This window comes from Stenotrophomonas sp. 704A1 (assembly GCF_030549525.1).
In the GTDB taxonomy this organism is placed as follows: domain Bacteria; phylum Pseudomonadota; class Gammaproteobacteria; order Xanthomonadales; family Xanthomonadaceae; genus Stenotrophomonas; species Stenotrophomonas tuberculopleuritidis.
Window position 1 is genome coordinate 4,008,847 of the sequence record NZ_CP130831.1, and the last position, 21,433, is coordinate 4,030,279.

Sequence of the window (21,433 nt, forward strand, 5' to 3'; positions counted from 1 at the left end):
CTTACTCGATCTCCGGCGCCTGGTTGATCAGTGCCCAGAACTTGCCCAGGGTCTGCACCGCGCCGAAGAACTGGTCCACGTCCACCGGCTTGACCACGTAGGCATTCACGCCCATGTCCCAGCTGCGCGCCAGGTCGCTTTCCTCGCGCGAGGACGACAGGATCACCACCGGCAGCCGCTTCAGCTCATCGTGCTCGCGGATCTGCCGCAGCACTTCCAGGCCATCCATGCGTGGCATCTTGATATCCAGCAGCAGCACGGCCGGCAGGCCTTCTTCGCGGCTGGCAAAGGCGCCACGGCGCAGCAGGTAGTCCATCACTTCCACGCCGTCCTCGACGTGCACGATGGGGTTGGCCAGGCGGGCTTCCTGCAGGGCGTCGATCGCCATCTCGGCATCGGCCGGGCTGTCTTCGGCAAGGAGGATGGTGCGCAGTGTGGTCATGCGATGGGGCCTTGTTTGTCCGCGTCGATCACGGGAGGAAGATAGAAGTGGAAGGTGGCACCGACGTCCGGTTCGGCTTCGGCCCAGATGCGGCCGCCATGCCGGGTCAGTACCCGGCGCACGCTGGCCAGGCCGATACCCGTGCCTGCGTAGTCGCTGGCCTTGTGCAGGCGCTGGAACACACCGAACAGCTTGCCGGCGTACGCCATGTCAAAGCCTGCACCATTGTCGCTGACCGTGAACTGATGGCCGCCGTCAGGCTGCTGCTGGTAGTCCACGCGGATCCTGGCCGGCTCGCGGTTGGCCGAGTATTTCACCGCGTTGCCCAGCAGGTTCAGCCAGACCTGGCGCAGCATGTTCTCATCGCCCACCACGATCGGCAGCGGCGCGATGTTCCACTCCAGCTGGTGCGCCTGGCCGCTGCTTTCCGCCTCGGATTGCAGGTTGGCATCCAGCATGGCGCGGGTGTCGGCCACCAGTGTCTGCATGTCCACCGTCTGCTGGCGCATCGCCACGCGCCCCAGCCGCGAATACACCAGCAGATCGTCGATCAGCGTCGCCATGCGCCGTGCTGAACTGGAGATCACTCCCAGGTAGTGCTGGCTCTTCTCGTCGGCCGCCTCGCCCAGGTGGCGCGCCAGCTTGTCGGAGAAGCCGGCAACGTGACGCAGCGGGGCGCGCAGATCGTGCGAGACCGAATAGCTGAATGCCTCCAGCTCACGGTTCACCTCCGAGACCTGCGCGACCTTGCCTTCCAGCTGGCGGTTGAGTTCTTCCACCCGCAGCTGCACCGCGCGCTGCACGGTCACATCGCTCACGGTCAGCAGCACCACCTCGTCATCGCTGTCGGGCAGCGGCATGCGCCGTGCATTCAACAGCATGTAGCGCGCCATGCCATCGGCGGCGCGCTGCTCGTGTTCGAAATCCCACAGCTCGCGCCCACGCAGCAGCACATCGGCCAGGCGCTGGCGCACCACCGGATCGCGCCACGCACCCTCGCCCACGTTCTCCAGCAGCAGGCCATCGGCACGTTCGTCCTGCAGGCCGTACAGCTCGGAGAACGCCGGGTTGTGCAGCTGCACGCGCAGTTCGCGGTCCAGCAGCACGATCGGTTCGCGCACGGTCTGCAGCACCGAGGCCGCCCGCGCGGCCGCGCGCAGCGATTGCCGCTCGGCCAGCAGGCGACGGCCGATCTGCCGCTGCAGCAGCCACAGCACCAGGCCGAGCAGCGCCAGCTGCACCACCAGCGAACTCCACGATACGAAGTTGGTCTGCCGCTGCTGCCGCGCCGCCTGTTCGGCGCGCTGTGCCAGCAACGCCTGCTCGCTGGCCTGCAGTTCCTCCACCAGTCCGCGGATCGGATAACGCGTGCTGAGGTCCTGCACCAGTTCGCGCTGATCACTGTTGGGTTCCGAGCGCGCCAGTTCCCGGGCAACCCCCATCCGTCCTTCCAGCATCGACTGGATGCGGCCGATGCGGATCAGCTGGTCCGGGTTGTCCCGGGTCATGCGTCCCAGCGCGGCCAGCTGGTCGGGGATGTCGTTGGCCTTGGCCATGCGTTCGCGCAGCCCGGGGGCATCCACGCCCTTGGACAGCGTGAGCGCCGCCGATTCGATATCGCGTACATCGGTCTGCAGTTGCTGCAGGGCAGTACCGACCTGCTGGGTATGGGTGACCCAGGCCATGGCCTGTTCGCTGTCCTGCTGCAGTTTGCGCAGGGTCAACCACGGCACCACGATGATGGCGGCCGCCGCCAATGCCAGGGCAGGCAGTCGCCAGCGATCCCAGATGTCGTCACTGAAAACCAGCGCCATAGTTCCTCGTCAGCTCGGCCACGGAGCGACAATCCAAGTCAGGATCAACCGCAGCGGAACCGGCAATATAGCGCAGGCGGTCACACATCTGGCGCAATCCACCAGAAGCTGAACGGCCCCGGGCAGTCACCCGGGGCCGTATTGCGTGCCGGAGCGGACCGCGTCCGCTCGGCACGCGCAGTGCGGGCTGCGACGCTGCCGGGCAGTCACCCGGCGCGCCTGCATCGGCATCAGCGCTTGGCGGCGGCGCTGACCTTCAGCGCGGCGGCGTCGACGCGGGTCACGCCCTTGATGCCCTTGGCGGTGGCAACAGCCTTGTCGCGCTCGGCCTGGGTGGCCACGGTGCCGCTCAGGCTGACCACGCCATTGACCGTTTCCACCTTCACTTCGGTGCCCGGCACATTGCTGGTGGCAAGCAGGTCGGCCTTCACCTTGGTGGTGATCCAGCTGTCGGTCACCGGCTCGTTGGAGTCGTGGCGATCAGCATGGGTCATGGCCGAATGATCGGTCTTCTTGGCACCGGCATCCTGGGCGAACGCAGCCGAGGAGGACAGCGCCAGGCCCAGGGTCAGGGCGGAAGCCAACAGCGTACGGGTCGTGGTAGTCATCGTGCGGTTCTCCTGATGGATGGTGCAGCCAGTGTCACCAACTGCATGTAGTGCAGGCGTAGCGCTGCGGTCACGTCGCCGTGAATCAGCGCCGCTGCACCGGCAATGGTTCAGCTTCCGGCAGCCGTGCCAAAGCGTTTACCCTGCGCCGCGTACGCTGTTCACCTGAACGGCACGGAGTCCGCCATGCGCCCCGACCTGCAACTTGCCCTGATCGGCTATGGCCTCGCCGGCCGCGTCTTTCATGCGCCCCTGATCCAGCACACCCCCGGGCTGGCGCTGCACAGCATCGTCAGTTCGCAGCGCGACACCCTGCTGCGCACATTCAGCGAGGTGCATGTGCGCGCCACGCCGCAGGCGGTGTTCGACGACCCGGCAGTGGATGCAGTGGTGATCGCCACCCCCAACGCGCAGCATGCGCCGCTGGCCATCGCCGCATTGGCCGCCGGCAAGCATGTGCTGGTGGACAAACCGTTCGCACTGGATGTGGCCGAAGCCGAGCGCGTGCTGGCCGCCGCGCGTGGCGCCGGGCGGGTGGTGACGGTGTTCCAGAACCGGCGTTTCGACGCCGACTTCCTCACCCTGCAGTCGCTGCTGGCCGAAGGCGTGCTGGGCGACATCGCCGAATGCCACGCGCACTTCGACCGGTACCGGCCACAGGTGCGCGAGCGCTGGCGCGAGCAGGACGGCCCCGGCAGCGGCCTGTGGTACGACCTCGCCCCGCACCTGCTGGACCAGATGCTGGTGCTGTTCGGCTGGCCGCAGGCGATCGATGCGGATCTGGCAGTGCAGCGCGAAGGCGGCAGCGGCGTCGATTACTTCCACGCAGCGCTGCACTACCCCCGCCATCGCGCGATCGTGCATGCCGGTTCGCTGGTCGCAGCGCCTGCACCGCACTTCGCCGTGCATGGCACCCGCGCCAGCTGGATCAAGCACGGCCTGGACGTGCAGGAAGCGCAGCTGCGCCGCGGTATCGCACCGGGCGCACCGGGCTGGGGCATCGACCCGCGCCACGGCGAGCTGCTGCACTGCGATGCCGAGGACACCGTGCAACGCAGCACGGTGGACAATCTGCCGGGCGACTACCGGCGGCTGTATGCCGACTTCGCCGCGGCGATGCACGGCGATGGCCACGCCACGGTGAGTCCGCTGCAGGCCGTGCAGTTGATGCGGCTGCTGCAGGCCGGCATGGACAGCGCGCGCGAGGGCCGGCGGATCGCTCTGCAGTGAGCGGCAGGGCCGCGCCCTGCACCGGCTTCACACCCGCGCCACCGCCTCGGCAGGCGCTGGCCTGCTGAGGCGGGTAGACGAGGAACGGGCATCGACAGACCGCAAGGGATCGAGGTCGCTCTGCCGCGCAGGGCCCGGCGTTGCCGCCATGCCGGCAGAGCCGATGCCGCTGCCGTCCTACGACTTCTTGACGGCGTGGCCGCCGAACTCGTTGCGCATCGCCGACAGCAGGCGGTCGGTGAACGAGTTGGCTTCACGCGAGCGCAGGCGCTCCAGCAGCGACAGGGTGATCACCGGCGCCGGTACATCCAGTGCGATGGCTTCGGCCACGGTCCAGCGCCCTTCACCGGAATCTTCCACGTAGGGTGCGATGCCCTCCAGCGACGGATTGCGCTTCAAGGCTTCGGTGCTCAGGTCCAGCAGCCACGAACGCACCACGCTGCCGTGGCGCCACACCTCGGCCACCTGGGCCAGGTCCAGCGCCAGCTCCTGCTTGCGCTCCATCAGCGCGAAGCCTTCGGCATAGGCCTGCATCATTCCGTACTCGATGCCGTTGTGGACCATCTTGGTGAAGTGGCCGGCGCCGGACGGACCGACACGGGCCCAGCCGCGATCCTCGGCCGGGGCCAGCGTGCGCAGCAACGGCGCGATCTGCTCGACCACCGCCGCATCGCCACCGACCATCAGGCTGTAGCCTTCCTGCAGGCCCCATACGCCACCGCTGGTCCCGCAATCGACGTACCCCAGGTCATTCTCGGCCAGCGCCTTGGCACGGCGGATCGAGTCCTGGTAATTGGAGTTTCCGCCGTCGATGACGATGTCCCCCTCGGCCAGGTGCGGGGTCAACTGCCCCAGCGTCTGGTCGACGGTCTCGCCGGCCGGCACCATCAGCCACACCACCCGCGGCAGCGGCAGCGCGGCCACCGCCGCCGCCAGCGAATCGACCACCTCCAGCCCGGCCTCGGCCGCACGCTGGCGCGCGCCTTCGCCCGGGTCGTAGCCGACCACGCGGTGGCCACCGCGGTGCAGGCGCTGGGCCATGTTGGCGCCCATCCGGCCGAGGCCGATCATTGCAATATCCATTGTTTCACCTTCAGTTGGGGTCTAGGGTCAGGCTGCCTGGCCTGCCGGTGGCCGCGCAGTGGCGCAGCTGCGCCTCGCGCCAACGCCGGTAGAGCGTGGTATGCAGATTGTGCACCGCCAGGTCGATCGAAAACGGCGTGCGCGGGTTGCGGTCGAGCAGGCGGGCGATGTGATACCCGATGGGACGTATACCGCGCGGGTGCACATAGATCACGAACTGCTGGTAGAACGGATCGTCCAGCAGACGGTCCATGCGGGCCAGCGCGTCGTGGTAGCGCGGCGCCAGCGCGGCGCGCAGCGCCGGATCGCGCGCGTACAGCAACCGCTCGAAATAGCGCCGCCCTACCCGCGGCATGCCCTGCGCCAGTGCCCACAGTTCGGCGTTGCGCTGGTCGTACCAGGCCAGGCCACCGTGTGCGGCCAGCGCCTGCGCAGTGCCCTCGCCCACCTCGACCACGACGAAGTTCTCGGCCTGGTTGCTCAGGTCATCCAGTGTTCCTTTGTCATACACATGTTCGATGAAGCCCGGCACGCCGACAAAGGCCTGCCGGCCCATCGATGAGGTGCGCACCGCCTTGCCATCGGCGAAGAAATCACCGGCATGCGCACCGAGCAGGATGCTGTCGGTGTCATGCAGGCCCAGCAGCGTGCCGATCGACAGTTCGTCGGCGGCAAATTCCGCATCGAAGGCCGCGTCGCCGTACAGCTCGCGCTGGGTGGCCAGCTGCGCGACCTGGCGGCCGACGCCGCACTCGGCGCGCACGCGGCCGCTGTAGAAGGCCTGCAGCGCCTGGCTGTTGCCCGCCGCCGGCACGTAGCCGCGGCCGAAGCTGCGCACCCGCTGCCAGCCCTGCGCCGACGCGCCGCGTGCACCGAAGCCGATCCAGCCCAGCTGCAGGCCGCTGAAACGGAACCGTGGGTTGTCCTGCAGCGCGCGCGTGGCGCGCTCGGTGGCCGCACCCAGTTCAAAGGCATAGGCGCACACCGTGGCCGGGTCATCCAGCAGCGTCTGCAGCAGCGTGCGGCGCGCATCCTCGGCCAGGGCCGCCGGCCAGCGCACCCGCAGGTCACCGGCCGCCTGCGCATCGGCCAGCGAAGCGCGCGTGCAGACCGCGCCGCCCCGCACCTGTGGCGCGGTGATGTCGGCGGTTTCAAAGCGCCAGCCCAGGCGTTCCAGCAGACCCTGGCTGCAGTCCGCCGCCGTGGCCACCGCACTCACCGGCCAGCACAGCAGCAGGCCCCATCCCAGCGCCCTGCCGCGCACGCTCAGCCCTGGTCCGCGGGCGCGGCCGGTTCCGGTACCGGTTCGGTGGCGGCGGGCGTGCCCGCAGCCGGTTCATCCACGGCAGGCGCCGGCGGCGCCGCGGCAACCGGCAGATACTGCTGCAGGCGCTCGAAGAACCGGCGGTAGAACGCTGCATCGGTAACCGTGCTGCTGGCCACCTTCACCAGCGAATCGTCGTTGCTGCCGAACGGCAGCGAGACCGAGCCCAGCGCGCCCACGCCCACGCTGGCCGAGGTCGGGCTCTTCTTCAGCGCGTAGCGGTCCTGCACGGCACTGACGAACACCAGGGCCTGGCTGCCGCGTGGCGCGCAGGAGACGCGCAGCACCAGCTGTTCGTGATCGTCCTCGCGCGGCTGGAAGTTCTTGTTGCCTTCCACCTGGGCATCATCCGAGCGCGCGATGGCATAGCCCTGGCTGAGCAGCGTGCGGCGCGCCGCCTCGCAGGCTTCGGCCGGGCGCCCATCGACGGTGCGCGAGAAGGTGTCGCCCGAGTCGAACGACTCGCGCAGGAGGGTGCTGTCGGCGGCGCGGCCACCACAGGCGGCCAGCGCCAGGGCGCTGGTCGCAGCCAGCAGGGATGCGGAAACGAGGGAGGCCCGCATGGGTACTCCAGCCAGGACGGTACCGGCAAGGGTAGTCCTGCAGGCGTGTGCGGCAGGTCGATACCGGGCATCCGGGCGCCGGCCGTTGCGGGCGGTTCATGCGCCGGCCTGCGCGGTGGCCTGCGCGGGCCGCTTCGCCCGCCGGGGCTGGCCCGGCGCTGCCGGAAACGCAAAGGGGCCGGCAATGCCGGCCCCTTCGGGACATCACGGGGGAGCCGCTCAGTCGGCCCAGCGGCCTGCGGCGGTGGACTGCGGCAGCACCTGCGCCGACAGCGGGCGGTCGGCCTCCAGCAGATTCACCGCATCGGCCAGGATCGAGGCCGATTCACGCAGCAGCGGGTCCGGACGCTTCTCGGCGGCCTTCTCGCGCGCGGCATCCTTGACGATGTCGCGCTCGTTGCCGGTCAGGCCATCGTCGCTGCTGTCATCGGCCAGCGGGTCCAGGGCCAGGCCCAGTTCCTTGCGCACGATCTGGCGTTCCTTGCGCTGCGCGTCCTGGCGCTCGCGTTCGGCGCGGCGGGTGGCTTCGTTCAGCGACACGTACTTCTTCGCGGCCTCGCTGCGGAACTGCTGCACGTCCTCGTTCCACCACTGGAATTCCTTGTCGGTGACGATACGTGCGTCGTGGCGGGTTTCCAGCTTCGGCAGCAGCGGTGCGAAGTTGCCGTACTGGGTGTGCGGCACGGCGGCGATGCGGGTCCACGGCAATGCGTTGTCGTAGGTGCTTTCACCGAACTCGGTGGCATCCACGCTGGCCGGGAAGGCCAGGTCCGGCACCACGCCCTTGTGCTGGGTGCTGCTGCCGCTGATGCGGAAGAACTGGGCGATGGTCAGCTTCACCTGGCCGAAGCGCTGGGTCTCGCCACTCGGCCAGCGGTCCAGGTCCACGATGTTCTGCACCGTACCCTTGCCGAAGCTGGTCTCACCGATCACCAGGCCACGGCCATAGTCCTGGATGGCGCCGGCAAAGATCTCCGAGGCCGAGGCCGAGCCGCGGTTGATCAGCACCGCCAGCGGGCCATCCCATGCCACGCCCTGGTTGCGGTCGCTGTTCACGGTCACCCGGCCGCCGGATTCGCGCACCTGCACCACCGGCCCCTGCTCGATGAACAGGCCGGTCAGTTCGATCGCTTCATCCAGCGAACCACCGCCGTTGTTGCGCAGGTCCAGCACCACGCCGTCCAGCTTGTCGTTCTTGAAACCGGCCAGCAGCTTGGCCACGTCGCGGGTCGCCGAGGCGTAATCGGTGGCGTTGCGGCGGCGGCCTTCGAAATCCTGGTAGAACGTCGGCAGCTTGATCACGCCGACCTTGCGCGCCGGCTCGCCATTGCTGGCCGGGATGGTCATGGTCTCGCCCTTGGCGGCCTGTTCGGCCAGGCGCACCTTCTGCCGGGTCAGCACCAGGGTGTGGTGCTTGCCATCGACACCGGCTTCGGCGGGAATGAATTCCAGCTTCACCTGGGTGTCCTTGGCGCCGCGGATCTTGGCCACCACGTCATCGATGCGCCAGCCGATCACATCCTCCACCACGCCGGACGTGCCCTGGCCGACACCGACGATGCGGTCGCCCGGCTTCAGGGTGCCATCCACCGCTGCGGGACCACCGGCGATGATCTCGCGGATCACCACCACATCGTCCTGGCGCTGCAGCTGCGCGCCGATGCCTTCCAGCGACAGCGACATCGCCTGGTTGAAGTTCTCGGCGGTGCGCGGGGTGAAGTAGTCCGTGTGCGGATCGACCGCACTGGTGTAGGCATTGAGGAAGAACTGGAAGGTATCTTCGCCCTTCAGTTCGTTCACCGACTTTTCCAGCGTGGCGTAACGCTTGTCCAGCGTCTTGCGGATGTCATCCGGCTTCTTGCCGGCCAGTTTCAGGCGCAGCCAGTCATTCTTGACCGATTTGCGCCACAGCTCGTCCAGCTCGGCATTGCTGGCGGCCCACGGCACGTCCTTGCGGTCGTACTCGAAACGCTCGTCGGTGCTGAAGTCCGGTTCCTGCTTCAGCAGCTTGCGCGCATAGGCCACCCGCTCGCCGACGCGCTGCTTGTACACCGCGAACACCTCGAAGGCCGGTTCCAGCTCGCCGCCGCGGATGGCGTTGGCGATGTTGGCCTGGAACGGCGCGAAGCGGGCCACGTCGGCCTGGGTGAAGTACTGCTTGCCACCGTCCAGCGTCTCCAGGTAGCGCTTGAACACATCCTTGGACGTGGCTTCATCGAGCGCGCGCGGGCGGTAGGCGTAGCGGCTGTCGGACAGCAGGCCATACACCAGCTTGGAGGTGGTCACCTGGTCGGCGGTTGCCGCGGCCGGCAACGCCGGCGAGTCGGCCTTGGCCGCCAGCGCCAGCGGCGCGACCAGCGCCAGGGCGATCAGGAATGCGGGGGCTTTGAATTTCATGGACGTGCTCGAAGGCGCCTTGCCAAGGGGGAGACTGCAGGGTGTTCAGACACCACGACAGTGCCGAAAGTTGCCGGGTTTGTCACCCGGCCACAGCCGGTGGAAAACCAGCCTAGCGGGGCCGGTGTAGCAAATTGTGAATGGCCGGGAAGCGTCCCCGCAGGACACCGGCTGTCAGATTGCCGATGGCATCGGGTGGAGAGCCCCCTGAGTCAGGGGGCGGCCGCGAAGCGGCGGGGGTGTGGGGGGTGGTAAGCCGGGGCCCACGATGTGCGCAGCGCATCGTGGGAAGCGGTAGCGCGCATCGCGCAACCGCTTACCGGACGCCGGCGCCCTTGGCCTGCACGTCGGCGTGGTACGACGAGCGCACCATCGGGCCCGACGCCACGTGGCTGAAGCCCAGCGCGTAGCCGTAGTCTTCCAGCGCCTTGTAGTCGTCCGGGGTCCAGTACTTCAGCACCGGGTGGTGGTGCGCGGTCGGCTGCAGGTACTGGCCGATGGTGATCATGTCCACGTTGTGCGCGCGCAGGTCGCGCATGGTGGCCTGGATCTGTTCGAAATCCTCGCCCAGGCCCAGCATGATGCCGCTCTTGGTCGGCACCTCCGGGTGCTGGGCCTTGAAGTTCTTCAGCAGGTTCAGCGACCACTGGTAGTCCGCACCCGGGCGCACGTTGCGGTACAGGTCCGGCACGGTCTCGATGTTGTGGTTGAACACATCCGGCGGGTTCTGCGCCAGGATCTCCAGCGCGCGCTCCATGCGGCCCTTGCCGCGGAAATCCGGGGTCAGCACTTCGATGCGGGTGCCCGGCGACTTCTCGCGGATGGCGGTGATGCAGTCGACGAAGTGCTGGGCACCGCCGTCACGCAGGTCATCGCGGTCCACGCTGGTGACCACCACGTACTTCAGGCCCATGTCGGCCACGGTCTGGCCCAGGCTGGCCGGCTCGTTGGCATCGGGCGGCTTGGGGCGGCCGTGGGCCACGTCGCAGAACGAGCAGCGGCGGGTGCAGACCTCGCCCAGGATCATGAAGGTGGCGGTGCCGTGGCCGAAGCATTCGTGGATGTTCGGGCAGCTGGCTTCCTCGCACACCGTCACCAGGCGGTTTTCGCGCAGCTTGGCCTTCAGGTTCTGCACCGCGTTGCCCGACGGAATGCGCACACGGATCCACGATGGCTTGCGCAGCACCGGCACGTCGGCGAACTGCACCGGCGAGCGGTTGATCTTGTCGCCACCCATCTGCTTGACCCCGGCCTGCAACGGCGCGGTGGACGGAAGCTCGGCCTGCACGATCTGCAGGGGAATGGTGCGGGCGGTGGTTTCAGTCATGACATTTCCGGGGGCGGTCAGGCGGCCGCAGAGAGATCGGGCAGTTCCGGCACCGGCTGCAGCAGCAGGCCGAACTGGCGGGCCAGGTGGTCCAGCAGCACCGGCTTGACGGCGTCCATCCCGGACGGTCCTCCCAAGTCTAGCACCGTGGTCACCTGCAACCCTTCGTAGCCACAGGGGTTGATGCGGTGGAAGGGGTCCAGGTCCATGGCCACGTTGAACGCCAGGCCATGGAACGTGCAGCCACGGCGCACGCGGATGCCGAGCGCGGCGATCTTGGCCCCGCCCACATAGACACCGGGGGCGCCGTCGAGACGTTCGGCACCGATGTTCCACTCGGCCAGGGTGTCGATGATGGCCTGTTCGATGCGGCAGACGTAGTCGCGCACGCCGATGCCCAGCCGCGGCAGGCGCAGCAGCGGGTAGATCACGATCTGGCCGGGGCCGTGGTAGGTCACCTGGCCGCCGCGGTCCACGTGCACCACCGGGATGTCGCCCGGGGCCAGCACGTGTTCGACCTTGCCGGCCTGGCCCAGGGTGAACACCGGGTCGTGCTCCACCACCCACAGCTCGTCGAGGGTGTCCTCGTCGCGCTGGTCGGTGAAACGCTGCATGGCGTGCCAGACCGGTTCATAGGCCTGGCGCCCGAGGTCACGCACCCGCGCCGGGCGCGGCGGACGCGCTCCGGGGGCCGGGGCGTCGGCAGGGCAGCTTGCGGCTACACCGTCCACTTCACTTCCGGGTGGTCGCGCAGGGCCTGGTGGGCCACGTCGTACTGCTCGCGGTTGTCGGCCTTGAAGACCAGGCGGACCGAGACGTACTTGCCGTTGGACGAATGCTTCCAGCTGATGCGTTCGTTCACCACGTCAACGCCAGCAGCCAGCAGCAGGCGGGGGAGCTCATGTTCCAGACCGCGGTTGGCCGGGCCCATCGCGCTGAGCTCGAACTGACCGGGGAACTGGAAGCCGTGTTCGGGATTGTCGGACTTGATTTCCATGCGCCCATTATCGGGCCGGAAGGCACCAAACCCAAGAGTATTCATGTCGCCGCAGCGTGCTGCGGGCGAGCCGCTGCGTTGCAGCTGAACCGCCATTCAGCCCGGCCGGCCCGTATGCCGCCCTGCGGCGGGTACGCACCGGCCGCTGCCGCGGGGCGGCATTGTCTTCACAAGACAATGTTGTTTTCGGAACAGACAAGTGATCTGAACGCGCTCGTTCCGTCACACCGGGCGGAGTAACGTATCGTTGCATATAACGACAGACAAAAACCCCCTTCCCGATGATCATCCCATCCATGCGTCCTTTCGCACTGTTTGGCCTGTCCGGCCTGCTGGCCACCGCCCTGCCCCTTTCTGCCTACGCCGCCGACCAGTGCGGCCCCGACGCGATGCGGGAGCATCCGCCGCAGGTCAACTTCCGTGTTGACAACGACCTGTTCGGTGGCCGCCACCAGGACCAGGGCTACACCAACGGCGCCCAGCTCACCCTGGTCTCGCCCAATCTGGTGGACTACACCGACGACCCCTGCCTGCCGAAGCTGGCGCGCTGGGTGAACCGGCACCTGGAACGCCTGCACCCGGGTGAGTTCGAGCAGCAGAACATGATCTTCAGCCTGTCCCAGGGCATCTTCACCCCGACCGATTTCACCCGGAAGGACCTGATCGAAGACGATCGGCCGTATGCCGGCGTGCTGGTGGCCAGCTTCGGCTACAACGCACGCAGTGGCGACCGCCTGCAGACCACCCAGCTGACCCTGGGCGTGGTCGGCCCATGGGCGCAGGGCCGGCAGGTGCAGAACGCGGTGCATGACGTGCTGGGCGACGAGAAGTTCCAGGGCTGGGACAACCAGCTGCACAACGAACCGGTGTTCATGCTCACCCACGAGCGCATGCGGCGTTGGCCCGGCGATGCCAGCAGCAACGCCGATGGCTGGGGCTGGGATGCGATCAGCCACTACGGCGGCTCGATCGGCAACCTGGAAACCAAGGCGAACATCGGCGGCGAGGTGCGCTTCGGCTGGAAGCTGCCCGACGATTTCGGCAGCACCCCGCTGCGCCCGGCCGGCGAGAACACCGCACCCACCCGTGGCGGCAAGCCCAGTGGCTGGTCGTGGCACCTGTTTGCTACCACCGATGCGGCCTGGGTGATCCGCGATATCACCCTGGACGGCAATACCTTCCGCAACAGCCACAGCGTGGACAAGCGCCACATCGTGGCCTATGGCGGCTACGGCGTGGCGGTGATGCGCGGCCGCTGGAAGTTCGCGGTGGCCCGCTACCACAGCACCCGCGAGTTCAACGGCCAGCGCGAAGCCCCGGTCTTCGGCAGCTTCACCATCAGCCGTTCGCTGTAACCGGGCTGCGCGGGTCGCCGGGAATCCCACCGCGTTCGTCCCGCCGTGGCAGCGCCGGGCCGTGCCCGGCTGCGCGGCGCACGCTGCCTCGCAGGTTGACCGCACCTTCAACAAGGCGCTCGTCCACCACACGGCACAGTGCATGCGAACGCGGGCGGGAACGGAAAAGGCCCGTGGTCATGATGACCACGGGCCCTGTCCTGGACGCATCCACTACCGCCGCGTGCGGCGGTTACAGCATCCTTACCAGCTGAAGCCGGCGCCGGCCGACACGCTCTGGTCACTGCCACTGAACGCACCACCCAGCGAGACCGAGACGTTCTTCTTCTCGCCCAGGATGCGCTGGTAGCCCACCGCCAGTGCGGAACGGCCGTTCTGCGAACCGATACCGGCACCGATGCGGTTGTCGCCGCCCAGGCCGGCGGTGTTGATCGCCATGCCCGCATAGGCCGCACTGATCGCACCCATGCGGTCGATGCGCTTGTCGACCGCGTTGAAACGGCCATCGGTGTACTCGCGCTCGGCCTGGAAGCGGTCGTTCATCTGCTGCACGTTCACCGCGTCGGTCGGGCGCACACCCGCCGCCACATTGCTGACGATGCGCTCATTGCCGGCCGAACCGACCGAATACTCGTTGTCCCGGTCGGCAGTGGAGCCGGCACCGATGGCCACCGAGTTGTCGCCGGTAGCGCTGGCACCTTCACCGATGGCCACCGAGCCAGCGCCCGAGGCCGCACTGCCTTCGCCGATGGCCACCGAACCGCTGCCAGAGGCATCGCTGCCCTCACCAATGGCCACCGAACCCGCGCCCATGCCCGGCGAAGTGCCCGGATTGCCGGTACCCGGCCCCGGACCGCCGATGGAACCGTCGGCAATGCCCTGCTCGATGCTGCCGACACGCCCATCCATCTGGTTCCACTTGGCTTCCCAGTCGGCGTTCATCTGCCAGATCTGGCCGCCGTTCACCGCTTCGCGGCTGCCGGCTGCGATCAGGCCATTGCCCACATTGGCCAGCACGGTACCGTTGGCGCCGCCCAGGGTGGCACGGTCCAGCGTCAGGTCGTCGTACACCAGCGCACCCAGCGCACGGCCGTCGTTCGGGTCCACCAGGCCGGCGGCCTTCAGCTGCGCGATGGTGGCGGCGTCGCCATCATCAACACCGTTGGCCACACCGCCCAGGCGGCGCTTGCCATCGGTGCCTTCGAAGTCGACACGCGTGCCGCCCTTGTCGTTCGCCACGCGCACGTCACCGCTGGTAGCGTCGATGGTCACCAGGCCCACGGCGCCGCTGGCCAGATTGGTCACCTGGGTGGTCAGGTTGGTGATGTCGCCTTCGTTGCTGGTCACCCGGCCGTCCAGGTTCGAGATGTTGGTCTCGGCCGTGGTCACACGCTCGTTGGTTGCGTTCAGCTGCGCACCGTTCACGGCTTCATCGCTGGTGTCGCTCACTTCGCCGTCGGCCACGCCTGCCAGCACCCGGGCAGCGCCCAGGTTGTTGGCGAAGTTCACCGTGGCTCCGCCCTGGTTGGCGGCCACATTCACTGCGCCGGCGGCGGCGTCATAGGTCACGATGCCGCCCGTACCTGCTGCCAGCTCACTCATCTGGGTGGTCAGGTTGGTGATGTTGCCTTCGTTGGTGGTGACACGACCATCCAGGTTCGTGATGTTGGTCTCGTTGGTGGTGACACGACCATCCAGGTTCGCGATGTTGGTCTCGTTGGTCGACACACGCTCGTTGGTGGCAAACAGCTGCGAGCCGTTCACGGCCTCGGTGCTGCCCGCAGCCAACGAACCTTCGGCCACACCCGCCAGCACGCGGGCATCGCCGGCGCTGTTGGCAAAATTGACACGGCTGCCGGCCTGGCCGGCGGCCACGTTCACTTCGCCAGCGGCGGCGTCATAGGTCACGATGCCACCGGTACCGGCGGCCAGCTCGCTCACCTGGGTGGTCAGGTTGGTGATGTCGCCTTCGTTGGTGGTGACACGACCATCCAGGTTGGTGATGTTGGTTTCGCTGCTGCTCACCCGGCCATCCAGGGCGGCGATGTTGGTCTCGTTGGTCGACACACGCTCGTTGGTGGCAAACAGCTGCGAGCCGTTCACGGCCTCGGTGCTGCCCGCGGCCAGCGAACCTTCGGCCACACCCGCCAGCACGCGGGCATCGCCGGCGCTGTTGGCAAAGTTGACACGGCTGCCGGCCTGGCCGACGGCCACGTTCACTTCGCCAGCGGCGGCGTCGTAGGTCACGATGCCACCGGTACCGGCTGCCAGCTCGCTCACCTGGGTGGTCAGGTTGGTGATGTCGCCTTCGTTGGTGGTGACACGACCATCCAGGTTGGTGATGTTGGTTTCGCTGCTGCTCACCCGGCCATCCAGGGCGGCGATGTTGGTTTCGTTGGTCGACACACGCTCGTTGGTGGCAAACAGCTGCGAACCGTTCACGGCCTCGGTGCTGCCCGCGGCCAGCGAACCTTCGGCCACATCCGCCAGCACGCGGGCGTCGCCGGCGTCGTTGGCGAAATTGACACGGCTGCCGGCCTGGCCGGCGGCCACGTTCACTTCGCCAGCGGCGGCGTCATAGGTCACGATGCCAATGGTACCCGCTGCCAGATTGTTCACCTGGGTGGTCAGGTTGGTGATGTCGCCTTCGTTGGTGGTCACTCGACCACCGAGGTTGGTCACATCACCCTGCAACGTGGTGAGGGTGCCTTCGGCAGTGGACACACGGCCATCGATGTTGCTGATGTTGGTCGCGTTGGACGTGGTACGGCCATCAAGGTTGGTCAGCGCGTCACCGACATTGCTTACCGAGGTTCCACCGACGGTGTAGCTGGGAGCGGTGATGCTGCCATCGGCGGCCACGGCGGCACCGCCGCCCAGCGCGGTGGTGATGCCACGCAGCTGGCCGACGTTGGCGGCGTCGGTATCTGCAGTGCCCGCGGCCATGTTGACGACGCGGCGATTCAATGTCGCGCTGCCGACCGAAACAGTATTGTCCTCCGTGGCAGTGGAGTCGGTACCCAAGGCAACGGAACCTGCACCCGATGCATTCGCTCTCGAGCCCAAGGAAACCGTTCTTGCACCTGAAGCCGCGCTCTGGTAGCCAACGGCAGTGGTGCGATCGGCAGAAGCGATGGCTCCGCCGCCAGCTGCAGTACTGCGGTTCGCGGCCTCGGAACCTGCACCAACGGACAGCGCGTTACCCCTCGCGCTTGCGTTCTGGCCAATTGCCACGGCCGCTAACAATGCGCCAGTGCCATCTGCACTTGCGCCGGAACCAATGGCGATAGCCCCGCCAGACGTTGCGGTGGCGGCGGTCGCCGCTCCACCGAACTTGATCAGGTCAGACAGCTCGGTGGCGGTCGCTGCGATGCCGACCCCACCACTCATCGGACCCCGCGAGGCAGGAGATTCACAGCGCAGGCCATCGGTGGCCAGTACCTGGCCCGCAGCACAGGTCAGCGCTTCCGGGCTGTCAGCCGCCATCGCCGCACCGGCCGGCAGGGCCAGCGCCACCGCCATCGCGGCAGCCAGGCGGGTGCGGCTCTTCTTGCCACGCGCAGCCGCCAACTCGTGAGCCACGGCCCACGTGCCAGTCGAAATATTGAAAATCAGCTTATAGATCGTGTTCATGAGCATGCTCTCTGTGGAGGAAACCATCACCGGGCGGGCCGAGTGCCTCTGGGCCCCGCTCCCGGTGTGATGGCTGCATGCTCGTCCTTGGCCGCCCGCGGTAACATCGGACCCAGCCTAAAAGCAAGGCACAGACGGGCCGGCCCGGTGATCCCCCGCCGCCGCGTGGGCAGGGGGCGCTCGCGTGCTGCATGCCCGCGCGAGGATTCAGTTCCTACCGTGGATCCACCGCCTCCTGCCCAGCACCCGCTGTGTTCGATGCGCTTGACGCCCGTCGGCATGCGCACAGAAAAAAAGCGCCGGGCAATGCCCGGCGCTTTTTCAGGGTTCGGTCACGCGCGAACGCTTATTCCGATTCCCACCACATCCAGAAGCTGTCCCACAGGCGCTTGAAGAAGCCGGCCTGTTCAACGGCAGCGACGGCCACCAGCGGCGCTTCGGCCACCAGCTTGCCATCCAGGGTGACCTTCACGGTGCCGATCTGCTGGCCAGCGGTGAACGGTGCTTCCAGGGTCTTGGGCACATCGATGCTGGGCTTCAGGTCGTTGTAGCGGCCGCGCGGCACGCTCACCAGCATCGGCTGGGCCACGCCCAGCTGCACCTTGTCGGCGGTGCCCTTCCAGACCTTGTGCTCGGCCACGGCCTTGCCCGGCTCGTACAGGCGGTGGGTTTCGAAGAAGCGGAAGCCCCAGTTCAGCAGTGCCAGGCTGTCATCGGCACGCTGCTTTTCCGACGCACCGCCCAGCACCACCGCCACCAGGCGCTGGTCGCCGCGCTGGGCCGAGCTCATCAGGCAGTAACCGGCTTCGGAGGTGTGGCCGGTCTTGATGCCGTCCACGCTGCCATCGCGCCACAACAGCAGGTTGCGGTTGGGCTGCTTGATGCTGCCGACCTGGAATTCCTTGATCTTGTTGTACGCGTAGGTTTCCGGGTAGTCGCGCACCATGGCGCGGCCGAGCAGCGCCAGATCGTAGGCACTGCTGTGGTGGCCTTCGGCGGTCAGGCCGTGGGCGTTCACGAAGTGCGAGTTCTTCATGCCGATCTTGGCGGCGTAGCTGTTCATCAGCGAGGCAAAGGCTTCTTCGCTGCCGGCCACGTGTTCGGCCAGAGCGATCGCGGCATCGTTGCCGGACTGGATCGCCATGCCCTTTTCCATGTCTTCCAGGCGCGCGGTCTGGTTGACCGGGAAGCCGCTGTAGCTGCCGTCGGTGCCGGCGCCACCTTCGCGCCAGGCGCGCTCGCTCATCATCACCTGGTCATCCGGGCGCACCTTGCCGTTCTTGACCTCGGCGGCGATCACGTACGAGGTCATCACCTTGGTGATGCTGGCCGGGGCCAGTTCCTCGTGGATGTTCTCGCCGGCCAGCACCTGGCCGGTGGCGTAGTCCATCAGCACCCAGGCCTTGGACACGCTGGGTGCGGGCGCCGGCGGGGTGGCCACGGTGGCGGGGGCAGCAGCGGCGGCAGGCGCCGGGGCGGCCGGGGTCGGCAGCGGCGTCTGGGCAGAGGCCAGGCCCACCACCAGGGTGGCGGCCAGGGCGGTGGCGGCGGAACGGAAATTCATGGGACAGCAGGCTCCAGGGGACGGCCGGAAAATGAGGGTGGTACGAGGTGGCCATTGTAAGGCCGGTAGGGCAAGGGCCGGCAGCACCGGCCCGGGGTGTCAGTCCTTGACGATCTGCGGCGAACCAAAGCCCAGACCCGAGATGCGCCCGGCAAGTTCCGCCGCGCTGGCGTGATCGCTGGCGGGCACGCGCAGGCGGAACAGGGTGCGGCCACCGGCAGCGATGTCACTGATGGTGGCGCCGACAATGCCGGCAGCGTTGAGCTGGCCCATGGCACGGGTGGCGTTGTCGCGGCTGGAGAAACTGGCCACCTGCAGCATCACCGCACCCATCACCTGCTGCGACAGGCTGGGCGTGGCCGCCGGCGCCGACGTGCTGCGCGGCGCCGCAGCGACCACGGCCGGCACCGGCGTGCGCGCCACCGGCGCACTGGGCGGCAGGCTGCTGACAGCCACGTCGGCACCGCTGCCGAGCGCGGCCTGGGTGGTGGCCGGCTGGCCACGTGCCGGCGCGCTGTCTGCGGGCAAGCGCTTGACCAGGCGGTCGATATCACTGTCGGCCGGCGCACGGGGGGCGGCCGCACGTGCACTGGCGACAGCAGCACTGGCGGCGGCGGCCTCTGCCGCACGGCGCTCGCGACGGGACGGCTTCTGCGCCATCAGGTTGCCTTCGCCGGGCTGCAGCGCACGCACTTCCACATTGCCGGTGCCGCGCTGGGTGATGCCCAGGCGCACGGCGGCGGCGTAGCTCAGATCAACCACGCGCCCATCATGGAACGGGCCACGATCGTTGACGCGCACGATCACCGACTCACCATTGTCCAGGTTGGTGACGCGGGCGAAACTGGGCAGCGGCAGTGTCTTGTGCGCGGCGGTGAACTGGTACATGTCGTAGACCTCGCGGTTGGAGGTCAGGCGGCCATGGAACTTGGCGCCGTAGTACGACGCGGTGCCGCGCTCGACGTAATTGCGGGTGTCGTCCAGCACCTTGTACTGCTTGCCCAGCACCACGTACGGCGATTTGTTGCCGATGCTCGATCGACCTTCATCGGTCACCACCGGCTCGGGGATGCAGGCCACGTTGGGCACGTAGCTGGGCGTGGTGTCCTTCACTCCCGGCTTGTACAGGCCGCCGGCGGTGTAGTTGCCGCGCGTGGACAGGTCTTCGGTGGCCGCCGCATAGGGCGAGCCTTCCGGGCAGTGCGCCGGGCGTCCGCCCCTGCCCTGCACCACCGTCGAGGACGGCTTGCCGCCGTGGCCGGCGCTGGCCGGCTTGTTGGGCGCGCTGCTGCAGGCGGCCAGCGCGAGGACGATCAATCCAGGGACCAGCCATCTGATGTTCATGCCGGGGGCAGCTCCTGACCGGCAATGGCCTGCGACAACTGGAACACGGCCATCGCGTACATCTTGGAAAGGTTGTAGCGGGTGATCGCGTAGTAGTTCTGGAAGCCCAGCCAGTACTGCTTGCCGGTGCTTCCCTCCAGCGTGACCGGGGTCGCGGTGGCACCGGGCTGTACCGGTGCGCTGGGCTGGTAGCCGCGCTGCGCCAGATCCGCCAGCGACCAGCTGGGCATCCACTCGGTCGGGTTGAATTCCTCGCGGCCGGCGGCCAGCGTTGCCGGCACCGCCACCTGGCCACCACGCACCCAACCGCCCTTTTTCACGAAGTAATTGGCGATGGACGAGAACACGTCGTCGTAGCTGGTGAACAGATCGCGGCGGCCATCGCCGTTGCCGTCCACGGCGTAATCCAGATAGCTGGACGGCATGAATTGACCCATGCCCATCGCGCCGGCATAGCTGCCTTTGAGCGTGGTGATGTCCAGCTTCTCTTCCCGGCCCAGCTCGAACAGCTTGGCCAGCTCGTCGCGGAAGAACAGCTCGCGGCGTACTTCGCGCTCCAGCTTGGCCGGGTCACCACTGCGCGGGTAATAGAAGGCCAGCGTGTACAACGCATCCAGCACACGGTGGTTGCCTGCGTTCTTGCCGTAGCTGGTTTCCACACCGATGATCGCCACGATCACTTCGGCCGGCACACCGGTGCGCTGCTGCACACGGTCCAGTTCAGCGCGGTGCTGGGCCAGGAAGGCCCTGCCGCCGTCGATGCGCGCCTTGCTGATGAACATCGGCCGGTACTCGTTCCACGGCTTGACCCGTTCGGCCGGTCGCGACATGGCGGCGATGATCGGCTGACGCACCTGAGCCTGGTCGAGCACCGTGCGGATCTCATCGGGTTTCAGGCCGTAGCGCTTGGCGGTATCGGCAATGAAGCGCGCGCGCGCGGTTTCGAACGGCACCGGGGTCAGATCCACCGGCGGCGCGCTGGCGGCTGCCGCTTCCGGCGCGGCTTCAGCCGGGCCGGCAGGCTTGCTGACCGGGTGGCGCGGCGTGCTGCTGGCCTGGGGCGAAGTCGGTGGGGACGTCGGCTGGGTCGCGCAGGCGACCAGGCCGAGGGTGAGCATGCAGGCCAGAGTACGTCGAATCATCACCGCAGGTTAGCAGGTCATGGATGAATTAAAACCCCTAACACCATGAATCAAAACGATTTGCTCGCGTTCAGCGAGAAATGTGAAGGTGTCGTGATTGACCTGCCCCATTCAGGCAGAGGTTGCCGGTTGCGTCCCCATCCCCGCAGACGCAACCGGCCACCGGATCCGGTCGGTACCTGCGCGGCTGTCGCTCCCCAGTGACAGTGCTCCGCGCTCCTTGTACCCGTTGGATCAGTACTGCTTCCCGTCCGGCTCCCCTTCGCGCTGCATCAATGACGGCGCGCCGTGCCGAACGGGCCGTCATTGTGCAGGCCGATTGCGACAAGTCCATTGATCAGGATCAACGTGGCGTCAAAATGTGAAGCACGCCACATTTATTGTGGAACTTCGTCAGCGGCCGCGCTGCGTCGGGGTGTTGTGGGAACGATTACAGAAATGCCCGTGCGCAACCTGCGCTGCGGCAACGGCAGGTTGATCGTGCGTACCGCCTCGCCGGCGCGGGTTGTCGCTATCGGCATTTCGCGGATGGCCGCCAGCGGCTGCGGGCCACGGCGCGTTTCAAACAATTCTGATGGGAACCGCAGGGCTTCCCGTGCACATCATGTGT

The 21,433-nt window shown here is 67.6% G+C and carries 16 protein-coding genes and 1 pseudogene; 2 read left to right on the top strand and 15 right to left on the bottom strand.

Annotated elements, in window-relative coordinates:
- Position 1 precedes the first annotated feature (1 nt).
- The 3 genes from Q5Z10_RS18290 to Q5Z10_RS18300 form a co-directional block, all read right to left on the bottom strand.
- Entirely contained in the window at positions 2-442 is a 441-nt protein-coding gene (locus Q5Z10_RS18290) for a response regulator (protein WP_025878695.1), read from the bottom strand.
- Positions 439-2,256 (bottom strand): sensor histidine kinase, encoded by a 1,818-nt coding sequence (locus tag Q5Z10_RS18295; protein WP_303636778.1) that lies wholly within the window; start codon positions 2,254-2,256, stop codon positions 439-441. The genes Q5Z10_RS18290 and Q5Z10_RS18295 overlap by 4 nt, the downstream gene beginning before the upstream one ends.
- 230 nt (positions 2,257-2,486) lie before the next feature.
- Entirely contained in the window at positions 2,487-2,864 is a 378-nt protein-coding gene (locus Q5Z10_RS18300) for a BON domain-containing protein (protein ID WP_303636779.1), read from the bottom strand.
- Positions 2,865-3,050: 186 nt separating this feature from the next.
- Here Q5Z10_RS18300 and Q5Z10_RS18305 point away from each other — a divergent pair, with 186 nt between their 5' ends.
- The gene (locus Q5Z10_RS18305; protein WP_303636780.1) at positions 3,051-4,094 is read left to right on the top strand and encodes an oxidoreductase; all 1,044 of its coding nucleotides are present in this window, start codon (positions 3,051-3,053) and stop codon (positions 4,092-4,094) included.
- 177 nt (positions 4,095-4,271) lie between these two features.
- Here the strand turns inward: Q5Z10_RS18305 and gnd are convergent, their stop codons facing one another.
- The 7 genes from gnd to Q5Z10_RS18340 all read right to left on the bottom strand — a co-directional run bounded on the left by gnd (position 4,272) and on the right by Q5Z10_RS18340 (position 11,785).
- Positions 4,272-5,177 (bottom strand): phosphogluconate dehydrogenase (NAD(+)-dependent, decarboxylating), encoded by a 906-nt coding sequence (gene gnd, locus Q5Z10_RS18310; protein ID WP_303636781.1) that lies wholly within the window; start codon positions 5,175-5,177, stop codon positions 4,272-4,274.
- 10 nt (positions 5,178-5,187) lie between these two features.
- Positions 5,188-6,441, bottom strand: coding sequence for a hypothetical protein (locus tag Q5Z10_RS18315; RefSeq protein WP_303636782.1), 1,254 nt, complete (start codon positions 6,439-6,441; stop codon positions 5,188-5,190).
- Between the two features lie 2 nt (positions 6,442-6,443).
- Positions 6,444-7,064, bottom strand: coding sequence for a DUF2242 domain-containing protein (locus Q5Z10_RS18320; RefSeq protein WP_303636783.1), 621 nt, complete (start codon positions 7,062-7,064; stop codon positions 6,444-6,446).
- 219 nt (positions 7,065-7,283) lie between these two features.
- Positions 7,284-9,461, bottom strand: a complete 2,178-nt coding sequence (locus Q5Z10_RS18325) for a carboxy terminal-processing peptidase (RefSeq protein ID WP_303636784.1) — start codon at positions 9,459-9,461, stop codon at positions 7,284-7,286.
- Positions 9,462-9,777: 316 nt separating this feature from the next.
- The gene (gene lipA / locus Q5Z10_RS18330; protein WP_303636785.1) at positions 9,778-10,788 is read right to left on the bottom strand and encodes a lipoyl synthase; all 1,011 of its coding nucleotides are present in this window, start codon (positions 10,786-10,788) and stop codon (positions 9,778-9,780) included.
- Positions 10,789-10,805: 17 nt separating this feature from the next.
- Positions 10,806-11,519, bottom strand: coding sequence for a lipoyl(octanoyl) transferase LipB (gene lipB / locus Q5Z10_RS18335; protein ID WP_440138126.1), 714 nt, complete (start codon positions 11,517-11,519; stop codon positions 10,806-10,808).
- Positions 11,507-11,785 carry a YbeD family protein gene (locus Q5Z10_RS18340; RefSeq protein ID WP_303636787.1) on the bottom strand — a complete coding sequence of 93 codons (279 nt, stop codon included), beginning with the start codon at positions 11,783-11,785 and terminating at the stop codon, positions 11,507-11,509. Before Q5Z10_RS18340 ends, lipB begins: the two co-directional genes overlap by 13 nt.
- Before the next feature lie 296 nt (positions 11,786-12,081).
- On the opposite strand from Q5Z10_RS18340, the gene Q5Z10_RS18345 reads away from it, so the two are divergent.
- Positions 12,082-13,140 (top strand): lipid A deacylase LpxR family protein, encoded by a 1,059-nt coding sequence (locus tag Q5Z10_RS18345; RefSeq protein WP_303636788.1) that lies wholly within the window; start codon positions 12,082-12,084, stop codon positions 13,138-13,140.
- 243 nt (positions 13,141-13,383) lie between these two features.
- On the opposite strand, the gene Q5Z10_RS18350 is transcribed toward Q5Z10_RS18345, so the two are convergent.
- The 5 genes and pseudogenes from Q5Z10_RS18350 to mltB form a co-directional block, all read right to left on the bottom strand.
- Positions 13,384-16,107, bottom strand: coding sequence for a YadA family autotransporter adhesin (locus tag Q5Z10_RS18350; protein ID WP_303636789.1), 2,724 nt, complete (start codon positions 16,105-16,107; stop codon positions 13,384-13,386).
- Positions 16,108-16,146: 39 nt separating this feature from the next.
- Positions 16,147-16,800 (bottom strand): annotated as a pseudogene (locus Q5Z10_RS21450) (ESPR-type extended signal peptide-containing protein); the annotation flags it as partial.
- A gap of 319 nt (positions 16,801-17,119) precedes the next feature.
- Positions 17,120-18,337, bottom strand: coding sequence for a D-alanyl-D-alanine carboxypeptidase family protein (locus Q5Z10_RS18355; protein WP_303636790.1), 1,218 nt, complete (start codon positions 18,335-18,337; stop codon positions 17,120-17,122).
- A 99-nt stretch (positions 18,338-18,436) separates the two neighbouring features.
- The gene (locus Q5Z10_RS18360; protein ID WP_303636791.1) at positions 18,437-19,681 is read right to left on the bottom strand and encodes a septal ring lytic transglycosylase RlpA family protein; all 1,245 of its coding nucleotides are present in this window, start codon (positions 19,679-19,681) and stop codon (positions 18,437-18,439) included.
- Positions 19,678-20,823 carry a lytic murein transglycosylase B gene (gene mltB, locus Q5Z10_RS18365; protein WP_303636792.1) on the bottom strand — a complete coding sequence of 382 codons (1,146 nt, stop codon included), beginning with the start codon at positions 20,821-20,823 and terminating at the stop codon, positions 19,678-19,680. The genes Q5Z10_RS18360 and mltB overlap by 4 nt, the downstream gene beginning before the upstream one ends.
- Positions 20,824-21,433: the final 610 nt, after the last annotated feature.